Origin of the sequence: Nocardioides dubius (assembly GCF_039528155.1) — a bacterium.
GTDB lineage: Bacteria > Actinomycetota > Actinomycetes > Propionibacteriales > Nocardioidaceae > Nocardioides > Nocardioides dubius.
In genome coordinates this window covers 16812-31477 of record NZ_BAAALG010000006.1, presented here as the reverse complement: position 1 = coordinate 31477, position 14666 = coordinate 16812, and the positions used below count along the sequence as shown (strand labels likewise).

The following is a 14666-nucleotide window of genomic DNA, read 5'->3' as shown; positions in this document are numbered from 1 at the left end:
CTGGTGCGTTCCGGGCAGCGACCGCCGTCACGGGGCCAAGGCCGGCGAACCGCCCACCAGGTGCGCTGCAACAGCGTGCATCCGGGGGAGCGAGCGAGCCCTCACCAGGCGCGTGGTTGACTTCGCTTCATGTCTCGTAACATCCCCGCCCGCTCTGCTGTTGCTGCCATCGTCGTCGGCGTGGTGACCATCGGTCTCCTGATCTCGCTGATCCTGTGGGGCAAGCACGCTCAGGGCGACAGCCCGGCGGGCGCCGGCCACCAGGTACCCGACGGCTTCTCCTCGATCGAGGCCGAGGAGATCTTCTCCACGATCGCGCAGGCCCAGAAGGACGCCGGCTCCTGGCAGGTCACCTCGGTCTCCACCGTGCAGGGCCAGCAGCAGCCCTCCGGTGTGGTGCAGGTGCAGCTGAAGGGTGAGCAGAAGACCTTCCGGATCTCGATGACCACCCAGGCCGGCGTCATCGAGGGCCTCTGGGACGGCGAGCGCTTCTACGAGAAGAGCCCGAACGGTGACGCCGCCAAGCCGTGGTACGTGTACCCGGAGGAGACGTTCAACCCCGACGCGCTGGCCTCGCTGACCTCGGACATCGAGGCGATGACGAAGGGCTACGACATCGTCGAGGACGAGGTCGTCGGCAGTGAGACAGTCACCGACCTGGAGGGCAACGAGACCGAGGCGGTCCAGTACCGCCTGGTGATCGAGCCGTCGGCCGACGCCACCGCGGCCGGCGTCGACCCGGCCACCCAGCGCTTCCAGCTCGACCTGTGGCTGGACGCCGACAACCGCCCGGTCCAGCTGCAGAGCACCGATCTCGGCGCGGAGGCCAGCGCGCAGAGCGCCAGCCAGATGACCACCTACTACTCGCAGTACGGCGAGACCTTCGACCTCACGGCCCCCGCCGCGGACCAGGTCACCGACAAGGCGCCCACCGCGCAGTGAGCCTGGCGCAGCACCGCTGATGGGCGGCCGTCGATTTGGAAGCGGATCGACGGCCGCCTATGCTCTTCCTCGGAAACCAGAGACCGCCGGTCGTCGCACTGCCCGTCAGTGTGCCGAAGGTCCCCGCAAGGGGCGGCCTGCGCAGGTGCCCAGAGCAGAGTCCGTTCGGATTCACCAACGCCCTGAGCGCATGCGCCAGGGCGTTTCGTCTTGGTAGGGGTCAAACTCGCCAAGCGCAGCCGCGGAGGTCTCGAACCAACGAAGTAGTTCGGAAGGAGACCCATGGCGCGGCCAGACAAGGCAGCAGCTGTGGCAGAGGTTGTTGAGGCTTTCAACAACGCTGCCGGTGCTGTGCTGACCGAGTACCGCGGTCTCACCGTTGCGGAGCTGCAGCAGCTGCGGCGCTCCCTCGGCGAGAACGCCAACTACGCCGTGGTCAAGAACACGCTTGCCCAGATTGCCGCCAAGGAAGCGGGAATCGAGGGCTTTGACGAGCTCCTCACCGGTCCCACCGCCATCGCCTTCATCGAGGGTGACGTCGTTGAGGCTGCCAAGGGCCTGCGTGACTTTGCCAAGGCGAACCCCGCCCTTGTGATCAAGGGTGGAGTCCTCGACGGCAACCTCCTCGACGCCTCTGAGATCGCCAAGCTGGCCGATCTCGAGTCTCGCGAGGTTCTTCTGGGCAAGCTGGCCGGCGCTCTGCTGGCCTCGCTCTCCCAGGCCGTCTACCTGCTCAACGCCCCGATCTCGCAGGCTGCCCGGCTCGCCGGCGCCCTCGAGGCCAAGGCGCAGCAGGACCCCACGATCCTCGCAGGTGGTGCCGGTGCTCCCGCTCCGGTCGAAGCCGCCGAGGAAGCCCCGGCCGCCGAGGAAGCTCCTGCTTCCGACGAGGCCGAGTCCACCGAAGCCTGATCGGGCCGACGTACCACCTGTAACCCCGGCTCCAGGGATTGACCCGCGGGCCACAAACGGAAGGAAGCGCCATCATGGCGAAGCTCAGCACCGCAGAGCTGCTCGACGCGTTCAAGGAAATGACCCTCATCGAGCTCTCCGAGTTCGTTAAGGAGTTCGAGGAGACCTTCGGCGTGACCGCCGCTGCTCCGGTCGCCGTTGCTGCCGCTCCGGCCGCCGGTGGCGCCGGTGGCGAGGCCGCTGGCGAGGAGAAGGACGAGTTCGACGTCGTCCTCGAGGCCGCCGGCGACAAGAAGATCAACGTCATCAAGGAGGTGCGCGCCCTGACCTCCCTCGGCCTGAAGGAGGCCAAGGAGCTCGTCGAGGGTGCCCCCAAGGCGATCCTCGAGGGCGTCGCGAAGGACGCTGCGGAGAAGGCCAAGGAGGCCCTCGAGGCCGCCGGCGCCACCGTCACCCTCAAGTGATTCTCCGGCGCTGCCGGGCGGTCTCGACCGTCTGAGCGCGCCACGCCTCAGGGCGGTCACCCCTTCGGGGGTGGCCGCCCTGCGGCATTTCCGGCTCCGGTAGAACTTGTTCTTCCCAACTACGTGACCGACGTCGCAAAAACCCGTAACTTTGCTCCGGTGCCCGCGTTGTCACTGAGGAGTAACCACGCGGGCGCGGGTGTGGTCATGGGAGGCCGCCCCGTCCGACGTTGGTCTAGGCATGACGAAATGAGGGCACCATGGGCGTTGAGATCAAGATCAACGAGCTGACCAAGTCTTTTGGCAAGCAACTGATCTGGGGTGACGTCTCGCTGACCATCCCGGCCGGCGAGGTCTCCGTGATGCTGGGCCCGTCGGGTACCGGAAAGTCGGTCTTCCTCAAGGCCCTCATCGGTCTGATCAAGCCCGACAAGGGCTCCATCCTGATCGAGGGCACCGACATCGCGTCCTGCTCGGAGAAGGACCTCTACGAGATCCGCAAGCTGTTCGGCGTGCTGTTCCAGGACGGCGCCATGTTCGGCTCGATGAACCTCTACGACAACGTCGCCTTCCCGCTGCGCGAGCACACGAAGAAGAGCGAGTCGGAGATTCGCACCATCGTGATGGAGAAGATGGACCTCGTCGGTCTGATCGGCGCGGAGACCAAGCTCCCCGGTGAGATCTCCGGCGGCATGCGCAAGCGGGCCGGCCTGGCCCGCGCGCTGGTGCTCGACCCCGAGATCCTGCTCATCGACGAGCCGGACTCCGGCCTGGACCCGGTGCGCACCTCGTTCATCAACCAGCTCTTCATCGACCTGAACGCGCAGATCGACGCGACGTTCCTGATCGTGACCCACGACATCAACAGCACCCGGACCGTGCCGGACAACATCGGCCTGCTGTACCACAAGCACCTGGCCATGTTCGGGCCGCGCGAGATGCTGCTGAGCTCCGAGGAGCCGGTGGTCCGCCAGTTCCTGAACGCGCAGACCGTCGGCCCGATCGGCATGTCGGAGGAGAAGGACGCCGACGAGCTCGAGGCGGAGAAGGACATGGTCATGCCGCCGCTGCCGCCCATCCCGCTCCAGCTCGAGCCCTCCAGCGGCATCCCGCGCAAGCGTCAGCGCCCGGCAGGTGAGTGGTGCCGTCTCAACGGCGTCACCCCGCCTCCCGGCTCGTTCGAGACCGCCAACGCGGGTCTCGCGCCTGGCTCCTGAAGCCGTCCATGACGACGACGACTCGTGTTCTCGCGCCGATCGGGACCGCGGGCAATCTCTTCGCCTTCGGTCTCGACGTCGGGCGCGCCATGTTCCGGCGCCCGTTCCAACTGCGGGAGTTCATCCAGCAGGCCTGGTTCATCGCCTCGGTGACCATCATCCCCACCGCCCTGGTGGCGATCCCGTTCGGCGCGGTGATCGCACTCCAGGTGGGCGGGCTGATCAAGCAGTTCGGCGCTGAGTCCTTCACCGGCTCGGCCTCGGTGCTCGCGGTGGTCCGCGAGGCGGGGCCGATCGCGACCTCGCTGCTGATCGCCGGCGCCGGTGGCTCGGCGATCGCGGCGGACCTCGGCGCGCGCAAGATCCGCGAGGAGCTCGACGCGATGATGGTGCTGGGCATCGATCCGCTGCAGCGCCTGGTGGTGCCGCGGGTGCTGGCCTGCATGCTGGTCGCGGTCTTCCTCAACGGCCTGGTCTCGGTCGTCGGCGTGGCCGGCGGCTACGTCTTCAACGTCGTCCTCCAAGACGGCACACCAGGTGCCTACTTATCGAGCTTCACCGCGCTCGCCCAATTGCCGGACCTCTGGCAGGGCATGGCCAAGGCACTGGTCTTCGGACTGATCGCCGCGATCGTGGCCTGCTACAAGGGCATGAACGCCGGGGGAGGCCCGAAGGGCGTGGGCGACGCCGTCAACGAGTCCGTGGTGATCACGTTCCTGTTGCTCTTCCTGGTGAACTTCGTGATGAGCGCGATCTACATCCAACTCTTCCCACCGAAGACAGGGTGATCGCGTGGCCCCCATCAAGTCGGTCGTGGACCGGCCCGCCAAGTTCCTCGACACCCTGGGCTCCCAGCTCTCCTTCTATCTGCGTGCTCTGGCGTGGACGCCGCGCACCCTGCGCCGCTACAAGAAGGAGGTGCTCCGGATCCTTGCCGAGGTGACCCTCGGCTCGGGCTCGCTCGCCGTGATCGGCGGCACCGTCGGCGTGATCACCGCGATGTGCTTCTTCACCGGCACCGAGGTGGGCCTGCAGGGCTATGCCGCGCTGAACCAGATCGGCACCGCCGCCTTCTCCGGCTTCGTCTCCGCCTACTTCAACACCCGCGAGATCGCGCCGCTGGTCGCGGGCATCGCGTTGGCCGCCACCGTCGGCTGCGGCTTCACCGCGCAGCTCGGCGCGATGCGGATCTCGGAGGAGATCGACGCGCTCGAGGTGATGGCGATCCCCTCGCTGCCGTTCCTGGTCACCACCCGGATCATCGGCGGCCTGATCGCGGTCGTCCCGCTGTACATCGTGGGCCTGCTGGCCTCCTACTTCGCCACCCGGCTCACCGTCACCACCTTCTTCGGCCAGAGCGCGGGCACCTACGACCACTACTTCAACCAGTTCCTGCCGCCGGGCGACGTGCTGTGGTCCTTCGGCAAGGTGCTGGTCTTCGCGGTCGTGGTGATCCTGATCCACTGCTACCACGGCTACAACGCCAGCGGCGGTCCGGCCGGCGTCGGCGTCGCCGTGGGACGGGCCGTGCGGACCTCCATCGTGGCGATCAACGTGATCGACCTGTTCTTGTCGATGGCGATCTGGGGCACCAGCACCACCGTGAGATTGGCGGGCTAGCGATGAACAGGATCCTTGCCTCGCACAAGATCATCGGCGTCGTCTTCCTGGCGTTGATCCTCACCGGCATCTGGTTCACCGGGGCGATCTTCTCCAAGAAGTTCACCGACTACGACAAGGTCACCCTGGAGGCCTCGAACATCGGTCTCGCCCTGCCGAGCCGCGCCGACGTGAAGATCCGTGGCGTGATCGTCGGAGAGGTGCTGGAGACCAAGAACGCGGGCGGCCAGGCCGAGCTGGTGCTCGGTCTGTACCCCGACCAGATCGGCACCATCCCCGAGAACGTGACCGCGCGGATCGAGCCGAAGACCCTCTTCGGCGAGAAGTACGTGGCGCTCCAGGTCCCGGCCCAGCCGTCCGCGCAGGCGATCAGCGCCGGCGACCGGATCACCCAGACGGTGCTGAGCACCGAGGTGGAGGAGGCGCTCAACGACCTCTACCCCTTGCTGCGCACGGTCTCTCCGGGCGACCTCAACAAGACGCTGACCGCGCTGGCCACCGCCCTGGAGGGCCGCGGTGACGCGATCGGCAACAACCTCGAGGTGCTCGACGACTACCTCAAGCGGATGAACCCGCAGCTGCCGAAGCTGGTCGAGGACATCAAGCTGACCGGCCAGGTCTCCGAGGTCTACAACGACGTCATCCCCGAGATCGCCTCGATCCTGCGCAACTCGATCCTCACCGGGAACACCCTGACCACCAAGGAGAAGGAGCTCACCCGGTTGTTCCGCGACGTCTCCAAGTTCTCCGGCGTCACCGGCGCCTTCCTCGCGAAGAACGAGGAGAACCTGGTCCGGGTCGCCGAGCTCGGCGACCAGCAGCTGCGGGTGCTGGCCAAGTACGCGCCCGAGTTCCCCTGCCTGGTCAAGGGCATCGTCGGTGCCGGTGCGGGCCAGTCCGAGGCGTTCCGCGGGCAGACCCTGCACATCAACCTCGAGGTGATCCCGAACCAGCCGCGCAAGTACGGCCCGCAGGACAAGCCCCGCTACGGCGCCAAGAACGGGCCGTACTGCGGAACCCTGCCGAACGTCCCGTACAACCAGGCGAACCCGTACCGCGACCCGCCGAACTTCGACGACGGCGTCGACGAGCCGACCGGCAAGGGCATCATGCGCGCCCTGCCCAGCTTCGACGTCTCGACCTCGGCCGGCGGCTACTCGGAGGCCGGTCTGGCCCGTGGCCTGCTCGCCGCCCAGCTGGGCGAGCCGAGCAGCGAGGTCTCCGACCTCGGCGTCCTGCTCTACGCCCCGCTGCTGCGTGGCACGGAGGTGAGCGCGAAGTGAGCGTCCTGGACAAGCGGACCGCCTCCGACCTGGTCAAGCTGATCATCTTCATCGTGGTCACCGCTCTGGCGACCAGCGTGCTGGTCCTGGTGATCGGCAACCTCGGCGGCGGCAGCTCGCGCAACTTCAGCGCGGACTTCGTCGACGCGACCGGTGTGGTCAAGGGTGACGACGTCCGGATCGCCGGCGTGAAGGTCGGCAGCGTCAAGGACGTCGAGATCGTCGACCGCAATCGCGCCAGGGTCACCTTCTCGGTCGAGGACCACGCCGCGGTCACCGCGGACACCCACGTGGCGATCCGCTACCGCAACCTGGTCGGCCAGCGCTACCTCTCGCTCACCGAGCGCGGCGACGGCGGGGACGACCTCAAGGCGGAGACGGTGATCCCGGTCGCCAACACCTCCCCGGCGCTCGACCTCACGGTCCTGTTCAACGGCTTCAAGCCGCTCTTCCAGGCGCTCTCCCCGCAGGACCTGAACCAGCTCTCCTACGAGGTGATCCAGGTCTTCCAGAACGAGGGCGGCACCGTCGAGAACCTGCTCGGCCACACCGCCGAGGTCACCCAGACGCTGGCCGAGCGCGACGAGGTGATCGGCGACCTGATCGTCAACCTCAACGACGTCCTGGTCACCATCGGCAACCGCGACGACGAGCTCTCGAGCCTGATCGTCAACCTCAAGACCCTGGTCTCGGGGCTGAGCGACGATCGCGAGGAGATCCTCGGCTCGCTCGACGACATCTCCGCCCTCTCGGTGGAGACCGCCGAGCTGGTCGACGGGATCCGGGAGCCGTTCGTCAACGACGTGAAGCAGCTGCGCAAGTTCGCCGGCAACCTCTCCCGGGGCCGTGCCGAGATCGACCGCGCCCTGCAGGTGCTCCCGATCAAGCTCACCAAGATCGGCCGCACTGCCACCTACGGTTCGTGGTTCAACTTCTTCCTCTGCTCGGTCCAGGGTCAGGTCAAGGTGGGCCCGCTGCCGGCGCTGTCGGTGAACTACCCGCCGTCGGACTCGCTGACTCCGAAGAGGTGTTTCCTCAAATGAGCAAGCCGTTCCGTGAGCGCAACCCGGTCGTGATCGGCGCGATCAGCCTCGCCGTGCTGGCCGCGTTGATGCTGGCCGCCTTCCGCGCCAGCGACCTGCCGTTGATCGGCGGTGGCGACACCTACCATGCGGCGTTCGCCGAGGCCGGTGGCCTGAAGCCGGGCGACGAGGTGCGCATCGCCGGCGTCCGGGTCGGCAAGGTCGAGGAGGTCGCCCTGGACGGCGACCATGTGCAGGTCACCTTCCGCATCGAGAAGGATGCCGAGTTCGGTCCCGACTCCCGAGCCTCGATCAAGGTGAAGACGCTGCTCGGCGCCATGTTCCTCGCCATCGAGCCGAGCGGCTCGGGGCAGATGGAGGAGGGCGACGAGATCCCGGTCTCGCGGACCTCCTCGCCCTACAACGTGGTGGATGCCTTCACCGGTCTCGCGGAGACCTCCGAGGACATCGACATCGAGCAGCTGAAGACCTCGCTGAGCACGCTGACCGACCTCGCGGCCAACACGCCCGAGGAGTTCCAGGCGGCGCTCAAGGGCGTCTCCGCACTCTCCCGCAACCTGGCCGCGCGCGACGAGCAGATCAACACCCTGCTGCAGAACCTGCGCAAGGTCTCCGGAGTGCTCGGCGACCGTGACGCCGACATCGTCACCTTGATGAAGGACGCCGACGTCCTCTTCAAGGCGCTGGTGGGCCGTCGCGACGCGATCCACAAGCTGCTGGTCTCGACCTCGAAGATGTCCCAGGAGCTCACCGCCCTGGTGCGTGACTCCAAGGCGGACCTCAAGCCCGCGCTGACCAACCTCGACAGCGTGGTCCGGGTGCTGCTCAAGAACCAGGACAACCTGGACGAGTCGCTGCGCCTGATGGCCCCGTTCTACCGGGTCTTCGCCAACACGCTGGGCAACGGCCCGTGGTTCGACACCTGGATCACCAACATGCCGCCCCCGCCGCAGATCGGAGGTGGTCGCGGATGAAGCGGCTGATCATTCCGGCCCTGATCGTGGTGCTGTTGGCAGCAGCTGCCTTCACCATGTTCGGTGGCGAGGACCGCAAGGAGCTCACCGCCTCGTTCCCGCGCACCGTCGCGATCTACGAGGGCTCCGAGGTGCGGGTGCTCGGCGTGCGCGTGGGCGAGGTGACCTCGGTCGAGCCCCAGGGCACCGAGGTCGAGGTCAAGCTCTCCTACGACGCCGAGGTGGACCTGCCGGCCGATGCCCAGGCGGTGATCGTCTCGCCCAGCGTGGTCGGCGACCGCTTCGTCCAGCTCACCCCCGTGTACACCGGCGGCGAGAAGCTCAAGGACGGCGCCGTGCTCGACGCGACGCGGACCAGCACCCCGCTCGAGCTGGACGAGATCTACGGCAGCATCGACGACCTCGTGGTCGCCCTCGGTCCGGAGGGCGCCAACAGCGACGGTGCGCTGACCCAGCTGCTCGAGGTGACCGCGGAGAACTTCGACGGCCAGGGCGCCGAGGTCAACCGCACCATCAAGGACCTCGGCAAGCTGACCGGGACCCTGGAGAACAACAAGGACGAGCTGTTCGGTGCGGCCGAGGAGCTGGAGCGCTTCATCTCCACCCTGGCCGACAACGACCAGGTGGTGCGCGACTTCACCAAGTCGATGAGCAACGTCTCCGAGCTGCTCTCCGGCGAGCGCGAGGAGCTGGCCACCTCGCTCAGCAACATCGGTCAGGCGCTCACCCAGGTGACCACGTTCGTCAAGGACAACGAAGAGCTGCTCGGCAAGAACATCAAGGGCCTCAACCGGGTCTCCAAGACCCTGGTCAAGCGTCGCGCCGAGCTCGACGAGATCCTTCGGGTCGGCCCGCTGGCGCTGAACAACCTGGCGCTGACCTACAACCCGCAGTCCGCCACGCTGGACACCTCCGCCAACCTGGAGAACGTCGCCCACATGCTGGGCAGCAACCCCTCGCTGGTGCTCTGCTCGATCGTCGGCACTGCGGACCCGACCGGCGTCACCTGTGGCCTGATCGAGACCCTGCTCGGCGGGCTCAACCGGGCCGGAGCGCCCGAGCGGCTGGCCGATCCCACCCTCGAGTCGCTGTTGGGGGTGACGCGATGAGCACGCTCCGCTCCCGTCAGGGCCGGCGGCACGGTCTTCGGCTCGGGCTCCTGGTGGCCCTGGTGCTGACTCTGACCTCCTGCGGCTTCAGCGTCTACAAGCTGCCGCTGCCCGGTGGCGCCGACGTGGGATCCGACCCGATCAAGGTGACCGTGACCTTCCCGGACGTGCTGGACCTGGTGCCGCAGTCCACGGTGAAGGTCAACGACATCACCGTCGGCAAGGTCAGCGACGTCAAGCTGGTCGGCTACCAGGCCGAGGTCGAGCTGACCCTGCGCAACGACGTCGACCTGCCCGACAACGCCGAGGCGGAGATCCGGCAGACGTCGTTGCTGGGGGAGAAGTTCGTCTCTCTCAACGCACCCGCCGACCCGACCGAGGGACGTCTCGGCGACGGCGACCGGATCGGGGTCAAGCGGACCAACCGCAACCCCGAGGTGGAAGAGGTGCTCAGCGCGCTGAGCCTGGTCCTCAACGGTGGTGGCGTGGCCCAGCTCAAGGTGATCAGCTCCGAGCTCAACAAGGCGCTCGAGGGCCGTGAGGGCAGCGCCCGGTCGGTGTTGACCCAGCTCGAGACGTTCATGGGCGAGCTCGACACGAACAAGCAGAACATCGTCACCGCGATCGAGCGGCTCAACGACCTCTCCACCAGCGCCAACCAGCAGCGCGACACCATCAATGCGGCGCTCGACGAGCTGCCCGAGGCGCTGGAGTCGCTGGACTCGCAGCGCGGCGATCTGGTGAAGATGCTCGAGGCGCTCAGCAAGCTGGGCAACACCGGAACCCGGGTGATCAAGGCCTCCAAGACCGCCACCATCGACGCGCTGACCCAGTTGCAGCCGGTGCTCTCCCAGCTGGCCGCCAGCGGTGACAGCTTCGCCGAGGCGTTCCACGCCTTCCTGACCTACCCCTTCGTGGACGAGGCCGTGGGCCGTGACCCGGAGATGGCCAAGAACCTGCACATGGGCGACTTCGTCAACCTGTCGATCAAGCTGGACATCCGGCTCCTCGACACCTCCGGCAACGGCATCCTGCCGACGCTGCTGCCGACCGAGATCGACCCCAGCCACGTCGTCAACGACGTGCTGACCTGCCTGAGCGCGAGCAACCTCAGCGCCGCGGCCTGCCAGCGGGTGCTGGCGGTTCCCGGCAACCTGCTGCAGCTGCTCTCGCTCTGCGCACTGGACAAGAACCAGGACAAGCTGGTCTGCGGCCTGTTGGCGCCGATTCTGCGTCCGGGCAAGGGCGGCGGATTCCTGCCGCTGGGCAGCGAGAAGTCCGGCGGCTCTGACGCCGAGGCCGGCAGCGGCCTCGACGCGGGTCTCAAGGACGTGCTCGGCAGCCTCGGCCTGAACCGGGCCGGCGAGCCGGCCCTGGAGCTGAAGATCGGCGACCTCGGAGCCGAGTACGACCCGACCCTGGCCGGTCTGATGCTGCGAGGAGTGGCACAGTGATCACCCGACGCACCCGGATCCAGCTCACCGTCTTCGCGCTCATCACGGTGCTCGGCGTCGCCTTCGTGGGTGCGCGCTACGCGCGCCTGGACCGCCTCTTCCTGGACACCTCCTACACCGTGGTCGCGCACTTCCCGGACTCCGGCGGCATCTTCGCCGGCGCCGGAGTCACCTACCGGGGCACCACCATCGGGCGGGTCGGCGAGCTCAAGCTCACCGACGAGGGCGTCGACGTCCACCTGGAGATCGACAATAAGTGGGACGAGATCCCCGCGGACACGATCGCCCAGGTCGCGAACCGCTCCGCGGTCGGCGAGCAGTACGTGGACCTGCAGCCCAACGTGAGCGACGGTCCCTACCTGCGTGACGACTCGCAGATCGCCGAGCCGAACACCCGGATCCCGATCCCGGCCGCGAAGCTGATCGCCGACGTCGCCACCACTGCCGGCTCGGTGGACCGCGACGCGCTGCGCACCGTGATCGAGGAGCTGGGACTGGCCTTCGACGGCACCGGCGAGGACCTCGCCCAGATCATCGACACGTCCAACTCCTTCATCGAGACGGCGGACGCGAACTTCGACCTGACCACCTCGCTGATCCGCGACTCCAACAAGGTGCTCGGCACCCAGCTGGACCTGGCGCAGTCGATCAAGAGCTTCGCGACGAACCTCGACCTGTTCACCACCACCCTGGCGGGCTCCGACAAGGACCTGCGCACGGTGATCGACTCGGGCTCCGAGGCAGCCAACACGCTGCGCCGGTTCATCGAGGAGAACGACATCGACCTGACGTCGCTGTTGAACAACCTGCGCACCACCAGCGAGGTCGTGGTGAAGCGGCTCGACGGCGTGGAGCACCTGCTCGCGATCTACCCCTACGTGGTCGAGGCGGGCATGACGGTGGTCTCCAAGGACCCGGAGACCGGCCTGATGGACGCGCACTTCGGCCTGATCCTGACCCCGCACCAGCTCTGTCACAAGGGCTACGAGGGCACCGACCAGCGCAACCCGGCGAACGGCGAGTGGCGCGACCTCAACACCGATGCCCGCTGTACCGACCCGAACGCCACCCCGCGTGGCGCCCATGCCGCGCCGAACCGGGCGCCGGCCAGCTACCGCGCACCCGTGGTGGCGACGCTGGACGACGACGAACTGGTCTGGGCCCCCGGCGTGAACGGCGCGAAGAAGGCCGCCAGTACCGGTAGCGTGAGCACTTCGCGGGGCACAGCGACCTGGGAGTGGTTGCTGCTCCGGTCCAACGGAGGGTCTGAGGCGAAGAGTGTTGGCTGAGGAAGGGTCGGCGACCGGTCTGCGGTCGCCGTTGTTCACGCGTGTGCTCGCGGCGCTGCTGGCCGGTCTGCTGGTGGCATCGGTGGTCTGGCTCGTCGTCGCGGTCCGGGCGGCCGATGACGACTCCGACTCGCCGCAGCAGGCGCGGGACGCGGCGCTGGTCGCCGCGCGCGCCTACACCCTTGCGGCCTCGAACTACTCCGAGGACGACCTCGATGACGAGAAGGCCCTCACTGCCTACCGGGACCGAGTCGCTCCGCTGATCACCGCGGCCTACAAGCCGGCCCTGGACCAGTGGCTGGAGACCTACACGCCCCTGGTCGTGCAGGGGCTGCGGGTGGAGACCGTGGTCGATCGGGTCGGCGTCGAGGAGGTCGACTCCGACTCCGCCAGCGTCCTGGTCGGCGGCTCCTCGGTGAGCAGCCTGGGCGATCAGGTCCTGGAGGACACCGGATTCACCAAGCGGCTGCGCCTGGTCAAGGTCGGCGGCCGTTGGCTGGTCAACGACGATCCTGAGGACCTCGCCGCAGCGACGGCGCCCGATGGCGCCGACCCCAGCGCCGACCCCAGCGCCGACCCGAGCGCCGACCCGAGCGCCGAGCCGAGCCAGACGCCGAGCTCGAAGGGGTCGCAGCGATGAGCGCCAGCTGGTACGAGGTGCTCGGCGTCGCCCGGGATGCCTCCACCGAGGAGATCCGCGACGCCTGGCGCGACGCGATCGCGGACTTCGATCCCACCGATCGCCGCTTCGGCCTCTACAACGACGCCGCCAAGGTGCTGCTCGACGCCGAGGCCCGGGCCGCGTACGACGCGACGCTCCCGGAGCCGGAGCCGGAGCCGGAGCCCGTCGCGGCGCCGACTCCCGGCAGCGACGCGAGCGCCCCCGACCCTGCGGCCGAGGACGACCTGGCCGACGACGACCTGGCCGACGACGACCTGGCCGACCTCGACGAGGACGACGAGGAGTTCGACGAGAGCGCCGACGAGGATGGCGCCGACGACGACCTGGAGGAGATGGACCCCGCCGGCGACCCGCGCTCCGGCCTGGCCGGCGCCGCCTCCTCCGGCTCGCTGGCCGATGACGGCACCGCGGCACGGCCGGTCCCTGGCTGGCTGCTGATCGCCCTGGCCCTGGCCACCCTGATCTGTGCCGGCGTGGCGGGCTACTTCCAGTTCGCCGCCGACGACTCAGACGACGTCGAGCAGGCGATCGCCGAGGCCCGTGCGGTCGCCGACGAGAGCTTCGGCGACGTGCTCACCTACCGCTGGGACGACCTCGAGACCGCCCGTGATCGGGCCGCCGAGGTGCTCACCCCCGCCTACTACGAGAACAGCTTCGCCGCGATCTGGAACCTGGTGCAGGCCAGCGCCCAGGAGGTGAAGGCGGTGGTCACCACCGACGTCCTCGCCACCGGCGTGGTGCGGGCCTCCGACGATGCGAAGCGGGTCGAGCTGGTCGCGGTGCTGCGCAACCAGGTCACCAACGCCGCCGGCGACCAGGGCACCGGCTTCGTGATGGTCGGCCTGACCATGGTGGAGAAGGGCGGCAGCTGGCTGGTCGACGACATCTCCGGGATCGACGGCGGCGACGCCGACGACCAGGGTGGGGCCGGCTCGACGCCCGCACCGCAGAGCTCGACCTCGCCGTCCGGCGCGCCCGCGCCGGAGCCGGGCGCGAGCCCTGCGGAGTGAGGCTGCTCACCCGCGAGAACCCGGGAATGTCGGCTCTCGCTGGGGTGGCGGCTTGACCTCGTAGGGCCCCACGGTTCATCATCGTCGGCAGCGGCGCATGGAATCTTCAGCGATCCTTGCGCGCGGGGTTGTGGCTATTGCGTTGTCCCTGTAGGCTGGCTCCTTGCGCCTGCCCTCAAATGCTTTCCCGCCTGCCCGGTGGCTGGTTAGTGGTGGACCGGCGTCACTAGAGAGCGAATTCCTTGAAGGACACACTCTTGGCCGCGCGCGCTGAAGCAGCAAGCAACAACCCACGTCGCATCTCCTTTGCAAAGATCACCGATCCTCTCGAGGTCCCGCAGCTGCTGGCCCTCCAGACCGACAGCTTCGACTGGCTGATCGGCAACGAGCGGTGGCAGCAGACCGTCGCTGACCGGCAGGCCGCCGGTGAGGACGTCTCCACCAAGTCGGGTCTGACCGAGATCTTCGAGGAGATCTCCCCGATCGAGGACTTCTCCGAGACGATGTCGCTCTCGTTCGAGAACCCGGTCTTCTACGACCCCAAGTACACCGTCGAGGAGTGCAAGGAGAAGGACTTCACCTACTCCGCGCCGCTCTACGTCTCCGCCGAGTTCACGAACAACGACACCGGTGAGATCAAGGGCCAGACGGTCTTCATGGGTGAGTT

General features: G+C 67.9%; 14 protein-coding genes and 1 pseudogene. All 15 read left to right on the top strand.

Going from position 1 to position 14666, the window contains the following annotated elements; all coding sequences use genetic code 11:
• Window positions 1–129: 129 nt before the first annotated feature.
• On the top strand, window positions 130–942 hold the full coding sequence (locus tag ABD151_RS07535; RefSeq protein WP_343992916.1) for a hypothetical protein: 813 nt from the start codon (window positions 130–132) through the stop codon (window positions 940–942).
• A 282-nt stretch (window positions 943–1224) separates the two neighbouring features.
• Window positions 1225–1854 (top strand): 50S ribosomal protein L10, encoded by a 630-nt coding sequence (rplJ, locus tag ABD151_RS07530; RefSeq protein ID WP_343992914.1) that lies wholly within the window; start codon window positions 1225–1227, stop codon window positions 1852–1854.
• A 74-nt stretch (window positions 1855–1928) separates the two neighbouring features.
• On the top strand, window positions 1929–2318 hold the full coding sequence (gene rplL / locus ABD151_RS07525; RefSeq protein ID WP_343992912.1) for a 50S ribosomal protein L7/L12: 390 nt from the start codon (window positions 1929–1931) through the stop codon (window positions 2316–2318).
• 260 nt (window positions 2319–2578) lie between these two features.
• The gene (locus ABD151_RS07520; protein WP_343992910.1) at window positions 2579–3535 is read left to right on the top strand and encodes an ABC transporter ATP-binding protein; all 957 of its coding nucleotides are present in this window, start codon (window positions 2579–2581) and stop codon (window positions 3533–3535) included.
• Window positions 3536–3543: 8 nt separating this feature from the next.
• A complete protein-coding gene (locus tag ABD151_RS07515) occupies window positions 3544–4323 on the top strand; it encodes an MlaE family ABC transporter permease (RefSeq protein ID WP_343992908.1) in 780 nt (259 codons plus the stop codon).
• A 4-nt stretch (window positions 4324–4327) separates the two neighbouring features.
• On the top strand, window positions 4328–5155 hold the full coding sequence (locus ABD151_RS07510; protein ID WP_343992906.1) for an MlaE family ABC transporter permease: 828 nt from the start codon (window positions 4328–4330) through the stop codon (window positions 5153–5155).
• Between the two features lie 2 nt (window positions 5156–5157).
• Window positions 5158–6438 (top strand): MCE family protein, encoded by a 1281-nt coding sequence (locus tag ABD151_RS07505; protein WP_343992904.1) that lies wholly within the window; start codon window positions 5158–5160, stop codon window positions 6436–6438.
• Complete coding sequence (locus ABD151_RS07500) at window positions 6435–7481, top strand: MCE family protein (protein ID WP_343992901.1); 1047 nt, start codon at window positions 6435–6437, stop codon at window positions 7479–7481. Before ABD151_RS07505 ends, ABD151_RS07500 begins: the two co-directional genes overlap by 4 nt.
• Window positions 7478–8455 (top strand): MCE family protein, encoded by a 978-nt coding sequence (locus ABD151_RS07495; RefSeq protein ID WP_343992899.1) that lies wholly within the window; start codon window positions 7478–7480, stop codon window positions 8453–8455. The genes ABD151_RS07500 and ABD151_RS07495 overlap by 4 nt, the downstream gene beginning before the upstream one ends.
• On the top strand, window positions 8452–9564 hold the full coding sequence (locus tag ABD151_RS07490; protein WP_343992897.1) for an MCE family protein: 1113 nt from the start codon (window positions 8452–8454) through the stop codon (window positions 9562–9564). Before ABD151_RS07495 ends, ABD151_RS07490 begins: the two co-directional genes overlap by 4 nt.
• Window positions 9561–11018: an MCE family protein gene (locus ABD151_RS07485; RefSeq protein ID WP_343992895.1), complete on the top strand. Its 1458-nt coding sequence runs from the start codon at window positions 9561–9563 to the stop codon at window positions 11016–11018. Before ABD151_RS07490 ends, ABD151_RS07485 begins: the two co-directional genes overlap by 4 nt.
• Window positions 11015–12307 (top strand): MCE family protein, encoded by a 1293-nt coding sequence (locus ABD151_RS07480; protein WP_343992892.1) that lies wholly within the window; start codon window positions 11015–11017, stop codon window positions 12305–12307. The genes ABD151_RS07485 and ABD151_RS07480 overlap by 4 nt, the downstream gene beginning before the upstream one ends.
• Complete coding sequence (locus ABD151_RS07475; RefSeq protein ID WP_343992889.1) at window positions 12300–12947, top strand: hypothetical protein; 648 nt, start codon at window positions 12300–12302, stop codon at window positions 12945–12947. The genes ABD151_RS07480 and ABD151_RS07475 overlap by 8 nt, the downstream gene beginning before the upstream one ends.
• Window positions 12944–13999, top strand: a complete 1056-nt coding sequence (locus ABD151_RS07470) for a J domain-containing protein (protein WP_343992887.1) — start codon at window positions 12944–12946, stop codon at window positions 13997–13999. Before ABD151_RS07475 ends, ABD151_RS07470 begins: the two co-directional genes overlap by 4 nt.
• A gap of 257 nt (window positions 14000–14256) precedes the next feature.
• Window positions 14257–14666, top strand: a pseudogene (locus ABD151_RS07465) (DNA-directed RNA polymerase subunit beta); the annotation flags it as partial.

Excerpts from the sequence above, each read along its gene's own strand:
- ABD151_RS07535 (WP_343992916.1), top strand. The coding sequence starts at position 130 with ATGTCTCGTAACATCCCCGCCCGCTCTGCTGTTGCTGCCATCGTCGTC.
- rplJ (WP_343992914.1), top strand. The coding sequence starts at position 1,225 with ATGGCGCGGCCAGACAAGGCAGCAGCTGTGGCAGAGGTTGTTGAGGCT.
- rplL (WP_343992912.1), top strand. The coding sequence starts at position 1,929 with ATGGCGAAGCTCAGCACCGCAGAGCTGCTCGACGCGTTCAAGGAAATG.
- ABD151_RS07520 (WP_343992910.1), top strand. The coding sequence starts at position 2,579 with ATGGGCGTTGAGATCAAGATCAACGAGCTGACCAAGTCTTTTGGCAAG.
- ABD151_RS07515 (WP_343992908.1), top strand. The coding sequence starts at position 3,544 with ATGACGACGACGACTCGTGTTCTCGCGCCGATCGGGACCGCGGGCAAT.
- ABD151_RS07505 (WP_343992904.1), top strand. The coding sequence starts at position 5,158 with ATGAACAGGATCCTTGCCTCGCACAAGATCATCGGCGTCGTCTTCCTG.
- ABD151_RS07495 (WP_343992899.1), top strand. The coding sequence starts at position 7,478 with ATGAGCAAGCCGTTCCGTGAGCGCAACCCGGTCGTGATCGGCGCGATC.
- ABD151_RS07490 (WP_343992897.1), top strand. The coding sequence starts at position 8,452 with ATGAAGCGGCTGATCATTCCGGCCCTGATCGTGGTGCTGTTGGCAGCA.
- ABD151_RS07485 (WP_343992895.1), top strand. The coding sequence starts at position 9,561 with ATGAGCACGCTCCGCTCCCGTCAGGGCCGGCGGCACGGTCTTCGGCTC.
- ABD151_RS07470 (WP_343992887.1), top strand. The coding sequence starts at position 12,944 with ATGAGCGCCAGCTGGTACGAGGTGCTCGGCGTCGCCCGGGATGCCTCC.